The 21,704-nt window shown below is 70.6% G+C and carries 15 protein-coding genes; all 15 read left to right on the top strand.

Annotated features, from left to right (window positions below; all coding sequences use genetic code 11):
* The first annotated feature begins 323 nt into the window (after nucleotides 1-323).
* The 15 genes from BX283_RS36715 (at nucleotide 324) to BX283_RS36645 (ending at nucleotide 21,703) form a co-directional block, all read left to right on the top strand.
* Nucleotides 324-1,178 (top strand): class I SAM-dependent methyltransferase, encoded by an 855-nt coding sequence (locus BX283_RS36715; protein WP_101391705.1) that lies wholly within the window; start codon nucleotides 324-326, stop codon nucleotides 1,176-1,178.
* 657 nt (nucleotides 1,179-1,835) lie between these two features.
* Complete coding sequence (locus BX283_RS36710; protein ID WP_101391704.1) at nucleotides 1,836-3,314, top strand: sugar transferase; 1,479 nt, start codon at nucleotides 1,836-1,838, stop codon at nucleotides 3,312-3,314.
* A gap of 73 nt (nucleotides 3,315-3,387) precedes the next feature.
* The gene (locus BX283_RS36705) at nucleotides 3,388-4,713 is read left to right on the top strand and encodes a nucleotide sugar dehydrogenase (RefSeq protein ID WP_101391703.1); all 1,326 of its coding nucleotides are present in this window, start codon (nucleotides 3,388-3,390) and stop codon (nucleotides 4,711-4,713) included.
* Nucleotides 4,703-5,953: a glycosyltransferase family 4 protein gene (locus tag BX283_RS36700; RefSeq protein ID WP_101392807.1), complete on the top strand. Its 1,251-nt coding sequence runs from the start codon at nucleotides 4,703-4,705 to the stop codon at nucleotides 5,951-5,953. Before BX283_RS36705 ends, BX283_RS36700 begins: the two co-directional genes overlap by 11 nt.
* The gene (locus BX283_RS36695) at nucleotides 5,943-7,310 is read left to right on the top strand and encodes a Wzz/FepE/Etk N-terminal domain-containing protein (RefSeq protein WP_101391702.1); all 1,368 of its coding nucleotides are present in this window, start codon (nucleotides 5,943-5,945) and stop codon (nucleotides 7,308-7,310) included. The genes BX283_RS36700 and BX283_RS36695 overlap by 11 nt, the downstream gene beginning before the upstream one ends.
* On the top strand, nucleotides 7,307-8,836 hold the full coding sequence (locus tag BX283_RS36690; protein ID WP_101391701.1) for a Wzz/FepE/Etk N-terminal domain-containing protein: 1,530 nt from the start codon (nucleotides 7,307-7,309) through the stop codon (nucleotides 8,834-8,836). Before BX283_RS36695 ends, BX283_RS36690 begins: the two co-directional genes overlap by 4 nt.
* A 3-nt stretch (nucleotides 8,837-8,839) precedes the next feature.
* Nucleotides 8,840-10,774, top strand: coding sequence for an asparagine synthase (glutamine-hydrolyzing) (gene asnB / locus BX283_RS36685; RefSeq protein ID WP_101391700.1), 1,935 nt, complete (start codon nucleotides 8,840-8,842; stop codon nucleotides 10,772-10,774).
* 17 nt (nucleotides 10,775-10,791) lie between these two features.
* On the top strand, nucleotides 10,792-12,987 hold the full coding sequence (locus tag BX283_RS36680) for a bi-domain-containing oxidoreductase (protein WP_101391699.1): 2,196 nt from the start codon (nucleotides 10,792-10,794) through the stop codon (nucleotides 12,985-12,987).
* A complete protein-coding gene (locus tag BX283_RS36675; protein ID WP_101391698.1) occupies nucleotides 12,984-14,939 on the top strand; it encodes an alginate lyase family protein in 1,956 nt (651 codons plus the stop codon). Before BX283_RS36680 ends, BX283_RS36675 begins: the two co-directional genes overlap by 4 nt.
* An 8-nt stretch (nucleotides 14,940-14,947) precedes the next feature.
* Nucleotides 14,948-16,486 carry a right-handed parallel beta-helix repeat-containing protein gene (locus BX283_RS36670; protein WP_101391697.1) on the top strand — a complete coding sequence of 513 codons (1,539 nt, stop codon included), beginning with the start codon at nucleotides 14,948-14,950 and terminating at the stop codon, nucleotides 16,484-16,486.
* Nucleotide 16,487: 1 nt separating this feature from the next.
* Entirely contained in the window at nucleotides 16,488-17,789 is a 1,302-nt protein-coding gene (locus BX283_RS36665) for a hypothetical protein (RefSeq protein WP_101391696.1), read from the top strand.
* A gap of 2 nt (nucleotides 17,790-17,791) precedes the next feature.
* Nucleotides 17,792-19,036, top strand: a complete 1,245-nt coding sequence (locus BX283_RS36660) for a glycosyltransferase (RefSeq protein ID WP_101391695.1) — start codon at nucleotides 17,792-17,794, stop codon at nucleotides 19,034-19,036.
* Nucleotides 19,033-20,268 carry a class I SAM-dependent methyltransferase gene (locus tag BX283_RS36655; RefSeq protein WP_101391694.1) on the top strand — a complete coding sequence of 412 codons (1,236 nt, stop codon included), beginning with the start codon at nucleotides 19,033-19,035 and terminating at the stop codon, nucleotides 20,266-20,268. The genes BX283_RS36660 and BX283_RS36655 overlap by 4 nt, the downstream gene beginning before the upstream one ends.
* Nucleotides 20,265-21,059, top strand: coding sequence for a glucose-1-phosphate cytidylyltransferase (locus tag BX283_RS36650; RefSeq protein ID WP_101391693.1), 795 nt, complete (start codon nucleotides 20,265-20,267; stop codon nucleotides 21,057-21,059). Before BX283_RS36655 ends, BX283_RS36650 begins: the two co-directional genes overlap by 4 nt.
* On the top strand, nucleotides 21,056-21,703 hold the full coding sequence (locus BX283_RS36645; RefSeq protein ID WP_101392806.1) for a PIG-L deacetylase family protein: 648 nt from the start codon (nucleotides 21,056-21,058) through the stop codon (nucleotides 21,701-21,703). Before BX283_RS36650 ends, BX283_RS36645 begins: the two co-directional genes overlap by 4 nt.
* The last annotated feature ends 1 nt before the right edge of the window (nucleotide 21,704 follow it).

Raw genomic sequence — 21,704 nt, 5'->3', positions numbered from 1 at the left:
GAACACCGCATGGAAGGTACCAAGACCATGCTCAAACGCCTCATCAGCCGCGGCATCATCACCGAATCCCAAGGCCCGCTGTTCATCAAGTCAAGACCCGATAAATTACGCTGGAGTAAGCCCGGTCGAACGCTCACATAACGTCTTTCTGCCACCGGACGCACTCGCGCCCTGTACGCTCACTCCCCGGAAAGGTGCCTCGGCTCTCGCACCGGATACGAACTTAACCCCCCACATCCTTGCAGGTCAGCGACGCCTTTCGCGTATCGGATCACCCGATCGCCGGAATCAGCGAAATACCCGAGGAATGAAGGGGAGCAGCAATGGTGTCCTCCAGGATTGCATGGGCAAATCGCAGTACCGGAAGTCCGGCACGCGACGCCGCCGTAGCCGCGCAGTATCTGACCTCCGACAACGCGGCAAGTTATGCCGCGTCATACGAGGGCTGGCGGCCGGCGGCACGTTACTACTGTTCCCGACTGTACGCGGTCGACGAGGCACTCGACGCCGGGCCGCATGGCCGTCTGCTCGACGTGGGGTGCGGGCCCGGCATGCTGGTGCGTCATCTCCTCGACACCCGCCCCGAGGAATTCCAGATCACCGGATGCGACCAGTCCCCGGCAATGATTGATGCCGCCATCGCTCGCTCGAAAGGCTCCGGCAACGTCGAGTTAACCGTGGCGCGAGTCGAGAAGATGCCTTTTCCCGACAAACACTTCGATGTCGTCGTCGCGATGGGCGTCCTGGAGTACGCCGACGCCAGTGACGGGCTGCGCGAGATAGCACGCGTGGTGCGGCCGGGCGGGCTGGTCGTGGTCACGATGCTCAACCCGCTCAGCCCGTACCGCCTGGTCGAATGGTTCGTCTACTGGCCGTTACTGCGCGTGCTGGGCCGCGCCGAACGACTGCTCGGCGCGCAGCGGCACGCTGCTGACGTGTCCGGTATCCGAGCGATCCCGCTGACCCGACTCCGCCGGATGATGCGCGAAAGCGGACTGACACCGCAGGACACGGTCCACTACGACGTGACACCCCTGGTCCCCCCACTGGACCGGCTGGCCCGCCGCTGGAGCAGGAAGTGGCGCGAGCATCCCGAACGGACCGTGAGCAGGCGGGCCCGCCCCTGGCCGGGCACCGCCTACCTGGTGACGGCACGGCGCCGAACCGATGGCGCGTAGCGGGAGCGCACCCACTGCGGGTTGGACATGCCGCCGACCACCGACACGATCAAGTCAATCACCCCACCCGCTGCGGGCACTGCCCAGCGGTACGTCATAGCGCGCGAACAGCGGAAAGTCGTAGTCGGACTCGGCACCGTAGAAGGCCCGCCGCAGGTCGGGACCCCCGGCGGGCAAAGACCGTCCTCGGGGCCCGGCGAGCCGCCGGAGCGCGCGATGACTTCACGTCACCTTCCGGTGATCACTGGTCGGTTGATCCAGTCTCAAAGGCGAGCACAAATTACACACATCCTCTCTACACAACGGCTGCGATGGTCTAGAGTCCGTGCGTCAGCTGCTCAGGCACGAGGCGACCAATAATGATCTTTAGGTCGGGCGCTGGGGACAGTCAGCAGTGGCGTCTCCGACACCGGACTTGGGGGGATCAATTCTCGGCTCCCGAAAGGGGCTTTGGGTGCGGGGAGCACCCAGGGTTCCGACGGGTCCCGTGCACCCAGAGAATCCGGCAGGACCCACGGGTCCTGCCGCAGGGGTGGGTTGTTCGCATAGCACTTGGAATAACCGGGATGTGATGCGCGGAAGGCGGGGGGCTGCCTTCCGAGGGGGAGGGACAGTGTTTGACGAACTCGTCGAACCACTGGTGACCTGGGGGGGCCTGTGCGCCAGGAGGGATTAGTCAGTCCGTATCCATCGGCGCGAAGACGCCTGGAGAACGGGCCAATCAGCCAGACCGAGATCGACTGGGAGCAGCGCTACCGCCGTGCTGTGATCACCAGCGACACCCTGGCCACCGCCTTCGTGGTGGCGGGGATCGGTATCTTCTTCGGGGCCCGGGACGCGGCCAACTGGCACGAGAAGTGGAGAATTCTCGCCTTCGGCACCGAGCTGCTGGTGCTGGGCGCGCTCGCGGTGAGCCGTGCGTGGGCACCGGCCGTGCTCGGCCAGGGTGCCGAGGAATTCCGCCGGCTCGGACGCTCACTGTCCACGGCGGCCGTCGTACTGTCGCTCGGCGGGATCGCCCTCGCCTCGCGCAACATCAAGCTCTGGATCTTCGTCGCGATCCCCGCGATCGCACTCATCACCATGACCACGCGGTATCTGCTGCGCCTCTGGCTGCACAAGCAGCGCAAAGAAGGACGGTGTCTGCGACCGGTGCTCGCCGCCGGCAGCCCGGACACCGTACGCGACCTGATCACCCGAACCCGCAAGTTCCCGCACCTCGGCTGGCGTATAGACGCGGTGTGCACGACGGACGGTGTCGGGCTCGACGCCGACCATCTGGACGGAGTGCCGGTCGTCGGCCCACTGGCGGACGTCGCGGGCCACGTGCGCCGCGACGGCTACCGTGTCGTCGCCGTCACACCGGACCCGCACTGGTCACCGGACCGGTTGCAGCGACTGGCCTGGAACCTCGAAGGCAGCGACGCCGAGATGGTCGTGGCCCCCGTGCTGATGGAGGTGGCCGGCCCGCGACTGCACGTCGACGCGGTGCTCGGGATACCGCTGCTGCGGGTCAGCATGCCGACCTTCACCGGCGGCCGCCGGGCGGTCAAAGGGGTCGTCGACCGGCTGGGCGCGGCGCTCCTGCTGCTGCTGTTCGCACCGCTGATGGTGCTCGTCGCGCTGATCGTGCTGGTGGACAGCCGGGGCGGGGCGTTCTACCGCCAGCGCAGGGTCGGCAAGGACGGCCGCGAGTTCACCATTCTCAAGTTCCGCACCATGGTCGCCAGGGCCGACGAGGCGCGTGCCGAGCTGGCCGACCGCAACGAGGGCGCGGGCCTGCTGTTCAAACTCCGCCGGGATCCTCGGGTGACACGAGTGGGAGCGGTGCTGCGCCGGTACTCGATCGACGAACTCCCGCAGCTGTTCAACGTGCTCACCGGATCGATGTCGCTCGTCGGCCCTCGGCCCCCGCTGCCGGAGGAGTCCGCCGCGTACGGCCCGGACATCCGGCGGCGGCTGCTGGTCAAGCCCGGGCTCACCGGCCTGTGGCAGATCAGCGGACGCAGCGACCTGCCGTGGGAGGAGGCGGTCCGCCTCGACCTGCGGTACGTGGAGGACTGGTCGCTGGCCCTGGACACAGTGATCTTGTGGAAGACGCTGCGTGCGGTGCTCTACGGGCAGGGGGCCTACTGATGCGCGGGGGTCACCGTCCGGCCGACGCAGGGACCGCAGGCCACAAGGGCCTGCGCGGGGGGAGGAACGGGTCATGAGGGTCAGCGTTTTCGGGCTCGGCTACGTGGGCTGTGTGTCGGCCGCGTGCCTGGCCAGCATGGGGCACGAGGTCATCGGGGTGGATGTGAGCCAGGTGAAGGTCGACCTGGTCAACGACGGCAAGGCCCCGGTGGTCGAGGAGCGGATCGGCGAACTCACCGCCGAGGTCGTACGCAGTGGAGCGCTGCGCGCCACCGGCGACGTCCGTGAAGCCATCATGGGCAGCGAGGTGTCGCTGGTCTGCGTCGGCACACCGTCGGAACCCAACGGCAGCCTGTGCACCACCTACTTGGAGCGGGTCACCGAGCAGATCGGCGCCGCGCTGGCCGATGGGGCCAAGCAGGGCGGCCGGCACACCGTCGTGTTCCGCAGCACGATGCTCCCGGGCACCTGCCTGAACCTGCTGGTGCCGATCCTGGAGAAGTACACAGGCGGCATGGCCGGGGTGGACGTCGGCGTCGCGGTCAACCCGGAGTTCCTGCGCGAGGGCACGAGCGTGCGGGACTTCTTCGACCCGCCCAAGACCGTCATCGGCGAGCTCGACGCGGCGAGCGGCGACGCGGTGACGGCGCTGTACGACGGTCTGCCCGGCGAGGTGTTCCGAGTGCCGGTCCCGACGGCCGAGGCGATCAAGTACGCGGACAACGCCTTCCACGGTCTCAAGATCGGCTTCGCGAACGAGCTGGGCGCGGTGTGCCAGGCGCTCGGGGTGGACTCGCACCAGGTGATCGACGTGTTCCTGGCCGACCGCAAGCTGAACATCAGCCCCGCCTATCTGCGGCCCGGCTTCGCCTTCGGTGGCTCCTGCCTGCCCAAGGACCTGCGCAGCCTGGTCCACGCGGCACAGCGGGCGGACGTATCGGTGCCCATCCTGTCCCATGTGCTGCCCTCCAACTCCGACCATCTGCAGCGCGCGGTGGACCTGGTCGAGCGCACCGGCAGACGCCGGGTGGGCCTGTTCGGGCTGTCCTTCAAACCCGGCACCGACGACCTCCGCGAGAGCCCGCTCGTCGAGCTGGCGGAGAGACTCTTCGGCAAGGGCTACGACCTGCGGATCTACGACGCCAACGTGAGCCTCTCCCGGCTGATGGGCGCGAACCGCGAGTACATCGAGTCGCGGCTGCCGCACCTCGCGCAGTTGCTCGCGGACTCCGTCGACGAGGTGCTCGACCACGCCGAGGTGTGCCTGGTCGGGACCAGGGATCCGGCCGTCCTGTCGGCGCTGCCCCATGGCGACGGCCCGGTGATCGTCGACCTCATCCACCTTCCCGACGCCGAGACGCGCCGGACCGAACCTGGGTATGTGGGCCTTGCTTGGTGACACATCGTTCGAAGACACCACCGGCGGCGAGCGGCCGGGCCGGCGCGCGCTGATCCTGGTGGAGAACCTGTCGGTGCCGTTCGACCGGCGGGTGTGGCAGGAGTGCACGACCCTGCGCGACGCGGGCTGGGAGGTGCACGTCATCTGCCCCCAGGGGCAGAAACGGGACACAGAACCGGAGGCCGTGATCGACGGGGTGCGGATCCACCGCTACCCGTTGCGCGCCGCCACCGGAGGCCCGGCCGGCTATCTGCGGGAGTACGGATCGGCGCTGTGGCACACGGCCCGGCTGGCCCGCAAGGTCGGCCCGGTCCACGTGGTCCACGCCTGCAACCCGCCCGACCTGCTGTTCCTGGCGGCCCGGTGGCTGAAGCGGCGCGGCGCGCGGTTCGTCTTCGACCAGCACGACCTGGTGCCCGAGCTGTACCTCTCGCGGTTCGACCGCGGCGAGGACCTGCTCTACCGCGCCGTGTGCGCGCTGGAACGGCGGACCTACCGGGCCGCGGACGTCGTGCTCGCCACGAACGAGAGCTACCGGGACGTCGCGATACGCCGGGGCGGCCGGCGGCCGGAAGACGTCTTCGTGGTGCGCAGCGCACCTCAGGTCGACCGGTTCCAACCAGTGCCGCCTGAACCTGAGTTGAAGCGCGGCAAGCCTCATCTGCTGTGCTATCTCGGTGTCATGGGACCGCAGGACGGCGTCGACTACGCCTTGCGGGCCCTCGCGAAGCTGCGCGACGAGTTCGGGCGGACCGACTGGCATGCGGTGTTCGTCGGCGCGGGTGACGCCTTCGACGCGATGGTGGAGCTGTCCCGGCGGCTCGGGCTCTCCGATCAGGTGCAGTTCACCGGGCGCATTCCGGACGCCGACCTGGTGCGCTACCTCTCCACCGCGGACGTGTGCCTCTCCCCCGACCCGCGCAACCCGCTCAACGACGTGTCGACCATGAACAAGGTCCTGGAGTACATGGCGATGGGCCGGCCGATCGTCTCCTTCGACCTGAAGGAGGCGCGCGTCTCCGCCGGTGACGCCGCCGTCTACGCACCGGCCAACGACGAGGCCGAGTTCGCCGAGCTCATCGCGCTGCTTCTGGACGATCCGGAGAGACGGTCCCGGATGGGCAAGATCGGCCAGGAGCGGATCAGCGGGCGGCTTTCCTGGCGCAACTCCCAGGAGTCGCTGCTCGCCGCCTACGCCGCTGCCTGCGCACAGGTAGGAGGCCGCACCATTGAGCGATGACACGATACGCCTGGTCACGATCGGGCGGATTCTCCGTCGGCGCTGGCGGCTCCTCACCATCCTGACCGTGGTGGGCGCGCTCCTCGGCTACGGCACCTCCATGCTCAATCCGCCGCGTTACACGGCGTCGGCACCGGTCCTGCTGCCGGGTCAGTGGGAGGAGCGCGAGCTGCTCACCCAGGCACAGATCGCGACGAGTTCGGCGGTGGTCGACCGTACGGCCGCCGCGCTCGGCTGGAAGGGCGTCAAGGGCAGCGACCTGCGGAGTCGGGTGGGCGCCAAGGCCGCCGACGGAAACATCATCAACATCTCGGGCACGGCCGACACCCCGGAGCGCGCCCAGCGGCTCTCCGACCAGATGGCCAAGGAATTCGTCACGTTCGCCGCGCGGATCTCGGGCAACAGCACCGACACCGACGCGGCCACGAACTCCGAGGCGCTGCGGCAGAAGGTGGCGGAGGCCAGTCGGCGCATCACCGACCTGGCCAACGCGGCCGACCCGGGCAAGACCGTGGAGAGCGTGCAGGCCCGCACCGAACTGGAGAAGATGCGCACCGCACTGCAGGACGCCATGAAGAAGCTGGACGAGGCCAACCCGACGGCCAGCAAGGCCGGCATGGTCGTCATGGGACCGGCGCCCCGGCCCACCAGCGAGGCGCCGCCGACCAGAACGCAGCTCGTCGCCGGCGGGGCACTGCTCGCCTTCCTGCTCGCGGTCATCGGCCACCTCACCGCCGCACGGATGAACCGCCGGCTGCGCACCGAACCGGAGATCACCGCGGCCCTGGGCGCGGCACTCCTCGGCACCGTCGACGTCCCCGGCCAACGGCCCGCGCACCGGGCGCAAGAGCGCGGCCCGCGGGCCTTGGTCCGCCGGATCCTCGGCCTCGACACCCGGTGGGACGTACCGGTCCCGCAGATGTCCGGCGACGAGGACAGCAGACGGACCCGCTACCGGCGGGTCTGCGCCCGCCTGCGGGACCAGCTGCCGGCGCCCCGGCGGCTGCTGGTCGTCGTACCGGACGGCGACGCGACCGCCCGGCTGGCCGCCGAGCAGCTCGTCGCCGAGGCCGAGAGCGGCCCCCTGCTGCGGGTGGTGCAAGTCGCGGTGGCGCAGCCCCTGGTACCGGACCGCGACACCGAGTCCGGCGCCCTGGTCGTGCTCAGCGCCGGCAGCTGGACCGCCGAGGAGCTCGCCGGGATCGCCGAGGCGTGTGCGGACGCGGGGCACGAGGTCGTCGGCACCGTCGTCGCCGTCACCGTCCGGGCCCGTACGACGCGAACTGCCGCTGATTCTCCGGGCGACGCCGCTCCGGAGCCCGCGGTGCACGGCCATACTTCGGGGGGTTCCGCGTGACGACCAGCAAGGCTTCGGAGCCGTCGGCCGCCGCTCCGCTGATCGACCTGCAGCCGTTGGTGGTGGCGGTGCGCAGGCGCCGTCGCCTCTGGGCCACCCTGGCGCTGCTCGGGCTGCTGATCGGCGCGGCGATGTCGGTCGTGATGGTGCCGCCCCCGACCGCGGTGACCAAGGTGCTGGTCGCGCATCAGGAGGACCAGCCCAACGACTCCGGAACACTGATCCGTACCGACGTCCAACTGCTGGGGACCACGCGGATCGCCGCCAAGGCCCTGCAGACCCTCAAGTCCCATGAAAAGCCGGAAGACTTCATAGCCGACTACCGGGGTACCGGCCTGACCAACAACCTGATGCAGATCGAGGTGAAGGGCGCCAGCGACACGGAGGCGGTGGCGCGCGCCAAGGCGCTGGCCGACGCCTTCATCGCGGACCATGTGCAGCGGATGCAGGAGACGGCGAAGGCCGAGGCCAAGGCCCTGCTCGACCAGCGCGACCGGATGAAGGACGAGCTCGCCCAGGTCAACAAGTCGATCGGGAACCGGCCCCCGACCAGCGACCCGAAGGCGTCGGCGAACAGCGAGTCGCTCTTCGCCCGACGGGCCGAACTCACCTCGCGCATCTCCGATTTCGACCAGCGCGCCGCGGAGGCGCGCACCGGGAAGCCCAAGGTCATCTCCGGCACGCAGATCGTGGACGCCCCGCGCGCGGTGCCACACTCCGTGCCCAAGGCCGCCGCCACCAACGCCGCGATCGGACTCGTCCTCGGGCTGGTCCTCGGGCTGGCGATCTCCGCGGTCACCGCGGTGGTCGCGGACCGCCCCGTGCTGCGCCGCGACATCGCGGCGAACCTGGGCGCCTCGGTCATCGCGGAGCTGCGCCGCACGGCCCTGCGGCCGCGCCGCCCGTGGCAGCGCCGACGGACCCGGGCGGCGCGCGAACGGCTCACCACGAGCCTGGCCCGTACCGTACGCGGCTCCGCGGAACCGGTGTCGCTGCTGGAACTGGGCTGTGCGCGCAGCACGAGCGTGATCGCCCTGGACCTCGCGGAGGCTCTGGCACCGGACGGGCCCGTGGTGATCATCGACGGTCTGCCCGGCCCGCAGCTGGCCGATCACGGCAACAAGCCGGGCGGCCCGACCGTGGTCAGCGGCAAGGACGCCGCCGAGGTGTCGCCCGCGCAGCGCCGCTTCGGCGTCGGCTCGGTCGCGCCCGGCACGGCGTGGACCGACCTCCAGTACCTCGGCGACCAGACCGTGCTGATCGTGCGCGCCGGACACGGCAGCGCCGCATGGCTGCACACCGTCGCCCGGCAGCTCGCCGACCTCAACATTCCGGTGATCGGTGTGGTGCTGATCGACCCCGATCCGCGCGACCGCACCGACGGCACTCTCTGGGACGGGCTGCACACCGCCCTGCGCGGCCACCACGAGCGGCTGTCCCGGCAGAACGGAACCGGCCAGCGGTGGACGGAGCGACTGCAGATGTGGGCCACCCGGGTCCCGGACAGCGGCCAGGAGGCGCACTAGAGCATGTGTGGCATAGCAGGCACTTACCAATGGCCGGACGGGAAGATCGTCACCGACCGGCTCACCGACACCCTCGCCCACCGAGGACCGGACGGGGCGGGCCGGTACAGCCATCGCGCCGGTGACGGCGAGGTCCACCTCGGGCACCGCCGACTGGCCATCATCGACCTGTCCGAGACCGGCGCCCAGCCGATGGTCTCGGACGGCCTCTCCCTCACGTACAACGGCGAGCTGTACAACGCGCCCGAACTGCGTGCCGAACTGGCAGCCGCCGGGGTGCGCTTCCGCGGTAGCTCCGACACCGAGGTGCTCCTGGAGGCCTGGCGGCGCTGGGGCACCGACTGCCTGCCCCGGCTGCGCGGCATGTTCGCGTTCGGGATCTTCGACGAGCGCACCGGTGAACTGGTGCTCGCCCGCGACCAGTTGGGCATCAAGCCGCTGTTCCTGCTCCGGCGCGGTGCGGGTCTGGTGTTCGCCTCCGAGCTCAAGGCGCTCGCCGCCGCCACCGGCGGGTCGCTGGAGGTGGACCACGCGGCGCTGGTGGCCTCGCTGCTGTACTACTGGGTGCCGGACTCGCGCTGCGCGTTCCGCGAGGCGGAGAAGCTGGCGCCGGGGAGCTGGCTGAGGTGCCGCCCCGACGGCCGGGTGGAGCACGGCCGGTTCTGGAACCTGAGGGACGTCGCCGCCGAGGGCCAGGAGCGGGCCCGCGGCGGCGAGCGGCCGGATGTCGCCGCCATCGTCGAGGAGTCGACCCGGCGGCACCTGCTCTCCGACGTCCCCGTGGCGACCTTCCTCTCGGGCGGTCTCGACTCCAGCTATCTGACCGCCCTCGCGGCCCGCGACCGGCCCGGGATCTCCGCCTACACGATCGGGTTCCGCGCCGAGGACGCCAAGTTCGAGGCGATGCCGGACGACCTGCGCTATGCCCGGCAGGTGGCCGAGCGGTTCGGCGTCGACCTGCACGAGATCGAGATCGCTCCGAACGTGCTCGACCTGCTGCCCCAGATGACCTACCACCTGGACGAGCCGATCGGCGACCCCGCCGCGATCAACACGTTCCTGATCTGCCAGGCCGCCCGGGAGGCCGGGGTCAAGGTGATGCTCTCGGGGATGGGCGCCGACGAGCTGTTCGCCGGATACCGCAAGCACCTGGCCAACCTGATCGCGCTGCGCTACCAGCGCGTCCCGCGCCCCCTGCGGCGCGGCCTGTCGAGAGCCGTGGACCGGCTGCCGGTCGCCACGGCCCGCCGCGGATACCGGTCGGTGCGCTTCGCGAAGCGGTTCCTCTCCTTCGCCGATCTGCCGGAGGAGACCGCGTTCCGGCGCAGCTACACCATGTACGACCAGGACGAGCTGCTCGCCCTGATCGATCCGGACCTGGCCGGAACGGTCGATGACGTCCTGACCGAGCACGCGGACATCTACGAGGACAACCACCTCGACGACTTCGTCAACCGCATGTGCCTGGGCGACGCCCGGATGTTCCTGCCGGGCCTGAACCTCGCGTACACCGACCGCTCCAGCATGGCCGCCTCGACCGAGGTGCGGGTGCCGTACGTGGACGTCGAGGTGGTCAAGGCGGCGTTCGCCGTGCCGGGCGAGCGGAAGATCGCCGGACGGCAGGGCAAGGCCGTCCTCAAGGAGGCGGCCACCTCGATCCTGCCCCGGGAGATCGTCTACCGGCCCAAGGGCCTGTTCAGCGCCCCGCTGCGGGCCTGGATGAGCCGAGATCTGGCGCCGCTGGTGCGCGAGGTGGTCAACGACGGGGTGCTCGTCAACTCCGGGTTCCTGCGCCGCGACGCGCTGGCGCGGATGGTCGCCGAGGACGCCGCCGGGCAGCGGGACTTCTCCAAGCATCTGTGGCATGTGCTGACCCTCGAGTACTGGTATCGCGACGCGACCTCTGGGTCCGGCCAGAGCACTCGGCAAACGGCTTAGGAATCAGGGGAGTTCGAGTGAAGCAGGTTGTTCAGAACTACAAGAGCGGCGAGCTGGCCGTGCTCGACGTGCCGGTACCGGGGTGCAAGCCGGGCGGTGTACTGGTCCGCACCGCCTACTCGCTGATATCCACCGGGACCGAGCTCATGAAGGTGTCCGAGGCCGGTATGTCGATGCTGGGCAAGGCCCGCTCCCGCCCGGACCAGGTGGCCAAGGTCATGCAGAGCGTGGCCACCAACGGGGTGCCCGCCACCTACCGCAAGGTGATGGGCAAGCTCGACTCCTACACACCGCTCGGCTACTCGCTGTGCGGGGTGGTCGAGCAGGTCGGCGCCGGGATCGACGAGGTGAAGGTCGGCGACCTCGTGGCCTGCGCCGGCAACGAGCACGCGCTGCACGCCGAGCTGAACTGGGTGCCGAAGAACCTCTTCACCCCGGTGCCGGACGGCCTGGCGCCCCGGCACGCGGCCTTCGGCACCGTCGGGTCGATCGCGATGCAGGGCGTCCGCCAGGGCGAGCCGCAGCTCGGCGAGGTGGCGCTGGTCATCGGCCTCGGGCTGATCGGACAGCTGGTGGTGCAGCTGCTCACAGCCTCCGGCGTCCGCGTCGTCGGGGCCGACCCCGACCCGGTGCGCTGCGAGCTCGCCGAGCGCCTGGGCGCCGCGGCCTGCGGCGATCCCGCCTCCCCGGCCGTGGAGGCTTCCGTCGCCGAGCTCACCGGCGGTCACGGTGTGGACCAGGTGTACCTGGCGGCGGGCGGTGGCACCAACCAGCCCGTCGAGCTGGCCGCGCGGCTGTGCCGGGACCGCGGCCGGGTCGTCGACATCGGCAAGTGCCGTCTGGACCTGCCGTGGAACGCGTACTACGAGAAGGAGCTCGACGTCCGGTTCTCGCGCAGTTACGGCCCCGGGCGCTACGACCCGGAGTACGAGCTGGAGGGGCGGGACTACCCGATCGGCTATGTGCGCTGGACCGAGCGGCGCAACCTGGCGTGCTTCCTCGATCTCCTCGCCCGCGGCCGCGTCGATGTGGAGCCCCTGGTCTCCCACGTCGCCGACTTCGACGACGCCGTCGACACGTACCGGCGTCTGAAGGACGGTGACCTCAAGGCCGTGGCGGTGCTGTTCCGGTACCCCGAACAGGCTCAGGACAAGGGAGAAGCGCAGGCCCCGGCGGTGGCCGTGCCCGAGGTGCGACGCGGCGGTGCGGTGTCCGCCCCGGCCCGGGCGGTCAAGACGCCGGTGCGGCTGGCGTTCGTCGGCGCGGGCAACTACGCGACCTCGATGCTGCTGCCGCACCTGACCGGGCGCGACGGCGTCGAGTTGTCGACCGTCGTCACCACGACGGCGCTGTCCGCGGCCAACGCGAAGCGGAAGTTCGGCTTCGCCGAGGCGACCACCGATCTCGACGCCGTGCTCGGTGACAAGTCCATCGACGCGGTGTTCGTGGTCACCCGGCACAGCTCGCACGCCGAACTGACCCGCAAGGCGCTGCTGGCCGGCAAGACGGTGTTCGTGGAGAAGCCTCTGGCGCTCGGCGAGGACGAGCTGGCCGGGGTGCTCGCGGCGGTGGAGGAGTCCGGCAACGATCGGCTCCAGGTGGGCTTCAACCGCCGGTTCGCGCCGCTGCTCCAGGAGGCCAGGAAGCGGTTCGGCACCCGGACCGGTCCGGCGAGTCTGCGCTACCTCGTCAACGCGGGCCGGCTGCAGCACGGCAGTTGGTACCTCCAGCAGGGCACCGAGGGCTCGCGGTTCGCGGGTGAGGGCGGACACTTCATCGACACGGCGAGCTGGCTCCTTGAGGCCGACCCGGTTTCGGTGTACGCGGTCGCCTCGGCCGGAAACGAGGACCTCCAGGTGGTGCTGCGCTACCCGGACGGGTCCACCGCCACCCTCAGCTACGTCACCACCGGCGCGGCCGGCTTCCCCAAGGAGACGCTGGACCTCGTCGCGGACGGCAAGGTGCTGCGGCTCGACGACTTCGTACGCGCCTCTGTCTATGACGGCCGCCCCAGGAAGTGGGTCAGTTCGCGGCTGCCCAAGGCCCGGGACAAGGGCCAGAACGCCGAACTGGCCTCGTTCATCAAGGCCGTACGGACCGGTGGGCCGATGCCGGTGCCGCTGGAGTCGCTGGTCGCCACCACGGCGGCCACCCTCGCCGTGCAGGCCAGCCTGACCGGCGGCGCGCCGGTGACGCTGGCGAGGGCGCGATGACCATGAAGGCGGGCTGGTACGTGCGGCGGCTGTCCCGGATGGGACCGCGCGAGGTCGGCGGCCGGGCGGTCGACACGGTGCGCAGGCGGCGCTGGCGGTCTGCGCGGCCGACCTGCCCGAGCGTGACCGGCGCCCGGTTCACCGCCGTCCTGCCCGCCCAGGCGATCGCCGCGGTGCCGCCGGACGCCGCGAAACGTCTCATCGCCGAGGCGGACCGGCTGATGGACGGGCACGCCGAGTTCTTCGGGGTGGCCCGCCACGACCTCGTCGACCCGGACTGGTGGTGCGACCCGAAGACCGGGCGCCGGGCGCCGTGGGGCTACGCCTTCGACGTGCCGTACCGCGACGAGGAAGCGGTCGGGGACATCAAGCAGATCTGGGAGCCGTCCCGGCACCAGTACCTCACCGTGCTCGCCGCCGCCTACGCGCTGACCAGGGACGAGCGGTACGCCGAGCGCGTGGCCCAGCACCTGCGCTCATGGTGGGTGGCCAACCCGCCGCTGCGCGGCGTGCACTGGATCAGCGGCATCGAGCTGGGTATCCGGCTGCTTTCCTGGGTGTGGATCCGCCGACTGCTCGACGGCTGGCCCGGCGCGGCCGGGCTGTTCGAGGACAACCCGGTGGCGCGGGACCAGATCTGGCACCACCAGCGCTGGCTGGCCGCCTTCCCCAGCCGGGGGTCCTCGGCGAACAACCACGTCATCGCCGAGGCCGCCGGGCAGTTCGCCGCGGCCTGCGCGTTCGGCTGGTTCCCCTCCTCGGCGCGCTGGCGCGCCGACGCGCTGCGGTCGCTGGAGCGGCACCTGCGCGGCAACACCTTCGCCTCCGGCCTCAACCGCGAGCTGGCCACCGAGTACCACGGGCTCGTCCTTGAGCTCGGCCTGGCCGCGGTGGCCGAGGCGGACGCCGCCGGCGTGCCGGTCCCCGCGTCCGTCCGGCTGGTGCTGCTGCGGATGACCGACGCGCTCGCGGCCGTCGTGGACAGCCGGATGCGGCCGCCGCGCCAGGGTGACGCGGACGACGGCCATGGTCTGGTCGTGGACGGCGCGGGCACCGACCGCTGGGCCTCGCTGCTCGCCACCGGGGACGCGGTGTTCGGCCGGCTCGCCTGGTGGCCGGTGGTGACCGGCACCGATGTGCGCACCCCGTTGCTCGCCGCGCTCATCCGGCCGTACGCCAAGAGCGGGACAGTGACCCGCCCTTCGAGCCGCCCGGGCCACTTCGCCGACGCGGGCATGACCATCCTGCGCGGGGAGGGGGCGGGAGAGATCTGGTGCCGCTGCGACGGTGGTCCGCACGGCTTCCTGTCCATCGCCGCGCACGCCCACGCGGACGCGCTGTCCGTGGAGGTCCGGCACGACGGGGTCGACGTGCTCGCCGACCCGGGGACGTTCTGCTACCACGGGCAGCCCGAGTGGCGGCGGTATTTCCGCTCCACCCTCGGCCACAACACCCTGCAACTGGACGGCGCTGACCAGTCCGTCTCCGGCGGCCCGTTCCTGTGGACCCGCCATGCCCGCAGCCGCGTCCTGGTCGCGGACACCTCCGGTGCGGGGGTGGCCCGGTGGTGTGCCGAGCACGACGGTTACCAGCCGTCCGTGCACCGCCGCCGGGTGGAACTGACAGCCGCGGCGAAGGAGCTCCGGCTGGTCGACGAGGTGCGCGGTGATTGCCGGGCCGTGCGCATGGCGTTCCACCTCGGCCCGGCGATCACCGCGGACCTGGTGGAGAACCGGGCCGTGCTCACCTGGACCCGGGACGGCGAGGACCGCTCCGCGGAACTCGATCTGCCCGGGCAGCTGACCTGGCGGGCGCATCGCGGCGAGACCAACCCCCCGCTGGGCTGGTACTCCGCGGGCTTCGGGCGCAAGGAACCCACCACCACGCTGGTCGGCACCGGATTCGCCGACGGCGCACAGGGGTTCACCACCGTACTCAGGTTCCGCGGCTAGGGGGACGCGTGGTGATCAAGAGGGGGCACTGGGCGTGGGCGGCGGCACCGCTGGCGCTGGTCCTGCTGTCGGCGGCCGGCTGTACGAGCACTCCGGAGGCCCCGGCGAAGCCGACCCGTACGCCCGCCGCGTCCGGGGCGTCCGCCACGACCGTGGCCCAGATGTGCGCCAAACCCGCCGCCGGGCCGTCGGAGCCGCCGGCGGGAGCGGTGACGGTCGATCCCGCGGTGGTCGGTGACCTGACGGCGAAGACCAAGAGCAGCCCCCCGGGCACCACGTTCTGGCTTCGGCCGGGCACGCACAAGCTCGAACCGGAGCGCTACGCCCAGGTCATGGCGAAGAAGGGGAACACCTACCTCGGCGCGCCGGGCGCGGTGCTCGACGGCCGCAAGACCAACAACTACGCGTTCAGCGGTACCGCTCCCGACGTCACCATCCGCTACCTCACCGTGCAGGGATTCGTCGCGCCGCACGACGAGGGCGTGGTCAACCACGACATGGCCGACGGGTGGAAGATCGAGCACGCGACGATCCAGAACAACTCCGGCGCCGGACTGATGGCCGGGGCCCGCCAGCAGGTCCGCGCGAGCTGCCTGCGCGACAACGGCCAGTACGGAATGAACGCGTACAAGACCGGCGACTCCATCACGGGTCTGGTCGTCGAGGGCAACGAGATCGTGGGCAACAACACCGACGACTGGGAGAAGCAGCAGCCGGGCTGCGGCTGCACCGGAGGCATCAAGTTCTGGGCCGTCAACGGCGCCGACATCCGCGGCAACTGGGTGCACGACAACCGCGGAGCGGGCTTGTGGGCGGACAACAACAACAATGACTTCCGCATCGAGGACAACGTCCTTGAGGCCAACGACGGTGCCGCGCTGATGTACGAGATCAGCTACAACGCGGTCATCCGCAACAACACGATCCGGCGGAACAACTGGGTCGAGGGCCGCAAGCACGCCGCCGACGGCGACACCTTCCCGTACGCGACCATCTATGTGTCGGAGGCGGGCGGTGAACCACGGGTCCCGGCCCGCACGGACAAGATCGAGATCTACCGGAACGTGCTGGAGAACAACTGGTCCGGGATCACCCTGTGGGAGAACGCCAACCGGTTCTGCAACAGCCCGGCCAACACCTCGACCGGCTACTGCACCTTGCTGGTGAAGGACACCCACCGCTGCGCCCAGCCGTCGATCGCCACCGCGCCGCTGTACGCCGACTGCCGCTGGAAGACCCAGCGGGTGGACATCCACGGCAACCGCTTCGTCCTGGACACGTCCGTCGTCAAGTGCACGGTGGCGTGCGGCCTCATGGCGGTGCTGTCCAACTACGGCACCTATCCGGACTGGTCGCCGTACAAGGGCAAGCGGGTGGCCGACGCGATCATCCTCAAGCAGCAGAACCGCTGGCACGACAACGTCTACCGCGGACCGTGGACCTTCGTCGCCGACGACCCGGACCGCAAGCTCGACTCTGTGCAGTGGCAGGGCCCGCCGTACCGGCAGGACGCGGGCAGCACCTTCGGCGCACAGGCCGGTGGTTGAGATGGACGGCGGCACCACGCGCGGCGGGCTGCCGGGCGCAGCGCAGACGACGGGCACGCGGACCGGTGCCGAAGCACCCTCCACCGGTACGCCGAAGGCCGTCTGGATCGTCTGGGCCCTGCTGGGCCTCAACACGCTCGGCTCCGCCGGGAAGACCATCGTCACGCTGCCCCGCTCGCTGATCCAGATGGCCACCATGGGCGCGCTGGTCGCCGCGTTCGCGCTGGCGCTCGCGCTCAACCTGCGGCTGCGCATCCGACCCAGCGCCTTCGTGTTCCTGCTCACCCTGCTGCTGGTGCCGAGCGTGATCTCCAGCATGCACCTGGAGGTCGGGCTCGGCGCGCTGTTCCGCTGCTTCCGGCTGACGCTCTTCGTCGGCACGCTGTGGCTGCTCAGCCGCTGGTGGGACGGCAGTCTGACGTTCGTCCGGTACCACATCCGGATGTACTTCGCGGTGCTCGGTTCGGTGGCCGCGGGCCTGGTCATCTCACCGGGCACGGCCATGCCCGAGTACTACGGCGGACGGCTGGTGGGTGCGTTGTGGCCGCTCACCCCGCCGCAGATCGGCCAGTACTCCGCGGTCATCATCGGGCTCACCGTGCTGCTCCTGCTGGGCCGCCAGACGACCGGGGCGAGCGCGGCACTGATCATCGTGCCGACGTTCGTCCTGCTCGCGATGACCCACACCCGCACGGCCACGATCGGCCTGCTCCTCGGGCTGGTCCTGGCGATCGGCTCGCTCATCCTGACCAGCGCGGCCGCCCGCCGGTTCTTCACCTGGTCGGTGCTGACCGCCACGGTAGGCGCCGTGGTGTTCGCCTCCGCGCTGCAGACGTGGTTCATGCGCGGCCAGGACAAGGAGAGCTTCTCCAACCTCACCGGCCGGGCCAAGGTCTGGGACGCCCTGCTGGCAGAGCCCCGTTCCGTGCCGGAGAAGGTGTTCGGCGTGGGCCTGGGCGACAAGTCGTTCGGCGGGCTGCCGATCGACAACAGCTGGCTGGCCGTCTACAACGAGCAGGGGCTGATCGGCGTCGTCCTCGTGGCGGCGATCATCATCGTCCTCGGCGGCGTCGCGCTGCTGCGCCCGCCCTCGCTGCAAAGGGCCTGCGCGATCTTCCTGATCAGCTACGTCGCGATCTCGTCGTACACCGAGGCCGGGCTGGGCGACGCCTCACCATATCTGCTGCATCTGGCCCTGGCCGCCTCACTGCTCGCGGCACCCGCCGAGGCCCCGCCCCTGGCGCCGCCCGCGGTCGCCCGACGGGTGATCCCACGCCGAGCCCGGAACCGGGAGGTGACCTGACCATGCACGTACTCGTGGTGCACAACCGCTACTCCTCGGCGCAGCCGAGCGGGGAGAACAGGGTCGTCGACGAGGAGGTGGGACTGCTGCGCGCGGCAGGCCACCGCGTCGACGTCTTCGAGCGGCGCAGCGACACCATCGCCTCCCGGTCGCTCCTCGGCAAGGCCGCCGTGCCGCTCCTCGTGCCGTGGAACCCAGCGGTGCGCACGGAGCTCGCCGCCCGGCTCCGCAGCGAACGGCCCGACGTGGTGCACGTCCACAACGTCTTCCCGCTCCTGTCGCCGGCGGTGCTGGCCGCCTGCGCCGACGCCGATGTGCCCGTCGTCGCCACGCTGCACAACTACACCCAGGTCTGCCCGCCCGGCACGCTGCACCGCGACGGCCGGTCGTGCACCGAGTGCGTCGGGGCGACGGTGCCGCTGCCCGCCGTCCGGCACGGCTGCTACCGCAACTCCCGGCTGGCGACGGTCCCGCTCGCGGTCAGCCTGTCGGTCAACCGGCGGCGGTGGTGGTCCGGCGTGGAGCGGTTCTTCTGCATCTCCGCGGCGCAGCGCGACATCCTGGTGCGCTCCGGCATGCCTGCCTCACGCCTTGCGGTGAAGCACAACTTCGTGCCCGACCCCGGCGCCCGGCGAACGGGCGACGGCGAGCATCTGCTCTTCCTCGGCCGGCTCGCGGAGGCCAAGGGCGTGCGGCTGCTCATGGCCGCGTGGGACGAGATCGCCGCGGACGGCGGTGTGGGCGTGCCGCTCGTGCTCGCCGGCGCGGGGCCCCTGGAGCGGGAGGTGACCGCCTGGGCACAGGGCCGGGACGACGTGCGGTACGTCGGCCTGTACGACCCGGAGCAGTGCCGGCAGGTCCTCGCGCGGTCGGTCGCCGTGGTGGCTCCCTCGATCGCCCAGGAGACGTTCGGCCTGGTGGTCGCGGAGGCGATGGCGGCGGGGGTCCCGGCCGTCGCCGCCGGTCACGGCGCCTTCGTCGAACTCGTCGAGGAGGGCGTGACGGGGCTGCTGCACGAGCCGCACGAGCCCGCCTCGCTCGCGTCCCGCATCCGGCGGATCACGGCCGAGCCGTACCGCAACCGGGAGATGGGCCAGGCGGCCCGGCGCCGATACGAGCAGGGGTTCAGCCCGGCCGTCGGCCTGGAACGCCTGGTGGAGGGGTACCGCACCGCGATCGCGGGACGGTCAGCACTGGCTCGCAGTGGGGACACCCACGCGAGCAGGGGGGATGGGAACAGAAAATGACAGGATGCCGACTCTGCGGCTCGGAAGCGATGGCGAGCGTCGTCGACCTTGGGGCGACGCCACCGTGTGAGAGCTTTCTCGCCGCGGACCAACTGGACCAGCCGGAGCCCGCGTACCCGCTGCACCTGCGGGTCTGCACCGACTGCTGGCTCGCGCAGATCCCTCCGCTGATCACACCGGAGGAGACGTTCAAGGAGTACGCGTACTTCTCCTCGTACTCCACCTCCTGGGTGGAGCACGCGCGCACGTACGTCGCCGACGCCGTACAGAAGGTGGGGCTCGGTCCCGACGCCTTCGTGGTCGAAGTGGCCAGCAACGACGGGTACTTGCTGAAGCACGTGGTGGACCGGGGGATCCGCTGCCTGGGCATCGAGCCGTCGGTGAACGTGGGCGCCGCGGCGCGCGACGCGGGCGTGCCCACGCTCACCGAGTTCCTGAGCCCGGAGACCGGCTCGGCCGTCCGCGCCGAGCACGGCCCGGCTGACCTGGTCGTGGCCAACAACGTGTACGCGCACATCCCCGACGTGGTCGGGTTCACCAAGGGGCTGCGCGCCCTGGTCGCCGATGACGGCTGGGTCTCCATCGAGGTGCAGCACCTGCTGACCCTGATCGAGGAGAACCAGTACGACACGATCTACCACGAGCACTTCCAGTACTACACGGTCGCCTCCGCGATCCGGGCGCTGGCGAGCGGTGGACTCGCGCTTGTGGACGTGGAGTTGCTGCCCACGCACGGCGGCTCCATCCGGCTGTGGGCCCGGCCGACCGAGGTGGCGGGCGAGCCGTCCCAGCGGGTGTCCGACGTGCTGGCCCGGGAGAAGGCCGCCGGGCTTCAGGAGCTGTCCGGGTACACCGAGTTCTCCGCCCGGGTGGCCAAGGTGCGCCGGGACCTCCTCAAGTTCCTCATCGAGGCGGCCGAACGCGGCGAGACGGTGGTCGGCTACGGCGCCCCCGGCAAGGGCAACACCCTGCTCAACCACTGCGGCATCCGGCCCGACCTGCTCGCGTACACGGTCGACCGCAACCCCTACAAGCACGGCAGGTTCACCCCGGGCACCCGCATCCCGATCCTGCCGCCCGAGCAGATAGCCGCCGACAAGCCGGACTACGTCCTCGTCCTCCCGTGGAACCTGCGGGCCGAGCTGACCGAGCAGCTGTCCTTCGTGCACGACTGGGGCGGCCGACTGGTCTTTCCCATCCCGGAACTGAGCATTGTCGAGGTCAAGCGATGAAGGTCGTCCTGTTCTGCGGCGGTTACGGGATGCGCATGCGCAGCGGAGCCTCCGACGACGTGCCCAAACCGATGGCGATGGTCGGGCCCAGACCCCTGATCTGGCACGTCATGCGCTACTACGCGCACTTCGGGCACAAGGAGTTCATCCTGTGCCTCGGCTACGGGGCCCACCACATCAAGGACTTCTTCCTCAACTACGAGGAGACGACGTCCAACGACTTCGTGCTGCGGGGCGGGAAGACCGAGCTCCTGTCCACCGACATCGCCGACTGGACCATCACGTTCGTACAGACCGGCGTCGAGTCACCGATCGGGGAGCGGCTGCGCCGGGTGCGGCACCATCTGGAGGGCGAGGAGATGTTCCTGGCCAACTACGCCGACGTGCTCACCGACGCACCGCTGCCGGAGATGATCGACCGGTTCACCGCGCGCGACGCCGGTGCGTCGATGATGGTGGTACCGCCGCAGTCCTCGTTCCACTGCGTGGAGCTGGGCGAGGACGGCCTGGTGGGGGGCATCACCGCGGTGAGCGACATGCCGCTGTGGGAGAACGGCGGCTACTTCGTGCTCCGCCAGGAGGTCTTCGACCACATACCGGAGAACGGGGACCTGGTCGCCGACGGATGCGGCCGACTCGCCAAGCAGGGAAGGCTGGTGGCGCACCAGCACCGCGGCTTCTGGAAGCCGACCGACACCGTGAAGGAGCGTGCCGCGCTCGATGACGCCTACGCCCGGGGCGACCGCCCGTGGGCCGTGTGGGAGCGGGACAGTGCGGGGGCGCGGGCGTGATCCGGCTCGGGGCCGGACCCCTGGACCGGATCGTCGCGGTGGGCGCGCACTGCGACGACATCGCCATCGGCGCCGGCGGCACTCTCCTCACGCTGTGCCTCGCGCGGCCGGGCCTACGGGTCGACGCGCTGGTGCTCTCCGGCGGCGGCAGCGACCGCGAGGAGGAGGAGCGGGCCGCGCTCGCCGCCTTCTGCCCGGGCGCGGACCTGCGCCTGACCGTACTCAAGCTGCCGGACGGCCGGATGCCCGTGCACTGGGACGAGGCCAAGGCCGCGGTCGAGGAACTGCGCGGACAGACCGAGCCGGATCTGGTCCTGGCCCCGCGCACCGATGACGCGCACCAGGATCACCGCGGCCTGGCGAAGCTGATACCCACCGCGTTCCGCGACCACCTCGTGCTCGGCTACGAGATCGTCAAGTGGGACGGCGACCTCGGCCGTCCGTCGGCGTACCAGCCGCTGTCGCCGGAGATCGCCGAACGGAAGGTGCGGCTGCTGCAGGAGCACTACCCCTCGCAGCGGCACCGGCCCTGGTACGACCGGGAGGCCTTCCTCGGCCTCGCACGCATCCGGGGCATCGAATGCCACGCGCGCTACGCCGAGGCGTTCGCCGTCACCAAACTCACGCTCAATCTGGGGGACTGAA

Source organism: Streptomyces sp. TLI_146, assembly GCF_002846415.1.
GTDB lineage: Bacteria > Actinomycetota > Actinomycetes > Streptomycetales > Streptomycetaceae > Streptomyces.
The sequence above is the reverse complement of the archived record's forward strand: the minus strand, read 5'-3'. Positions and strand labels throughout refer to the sequence as shown.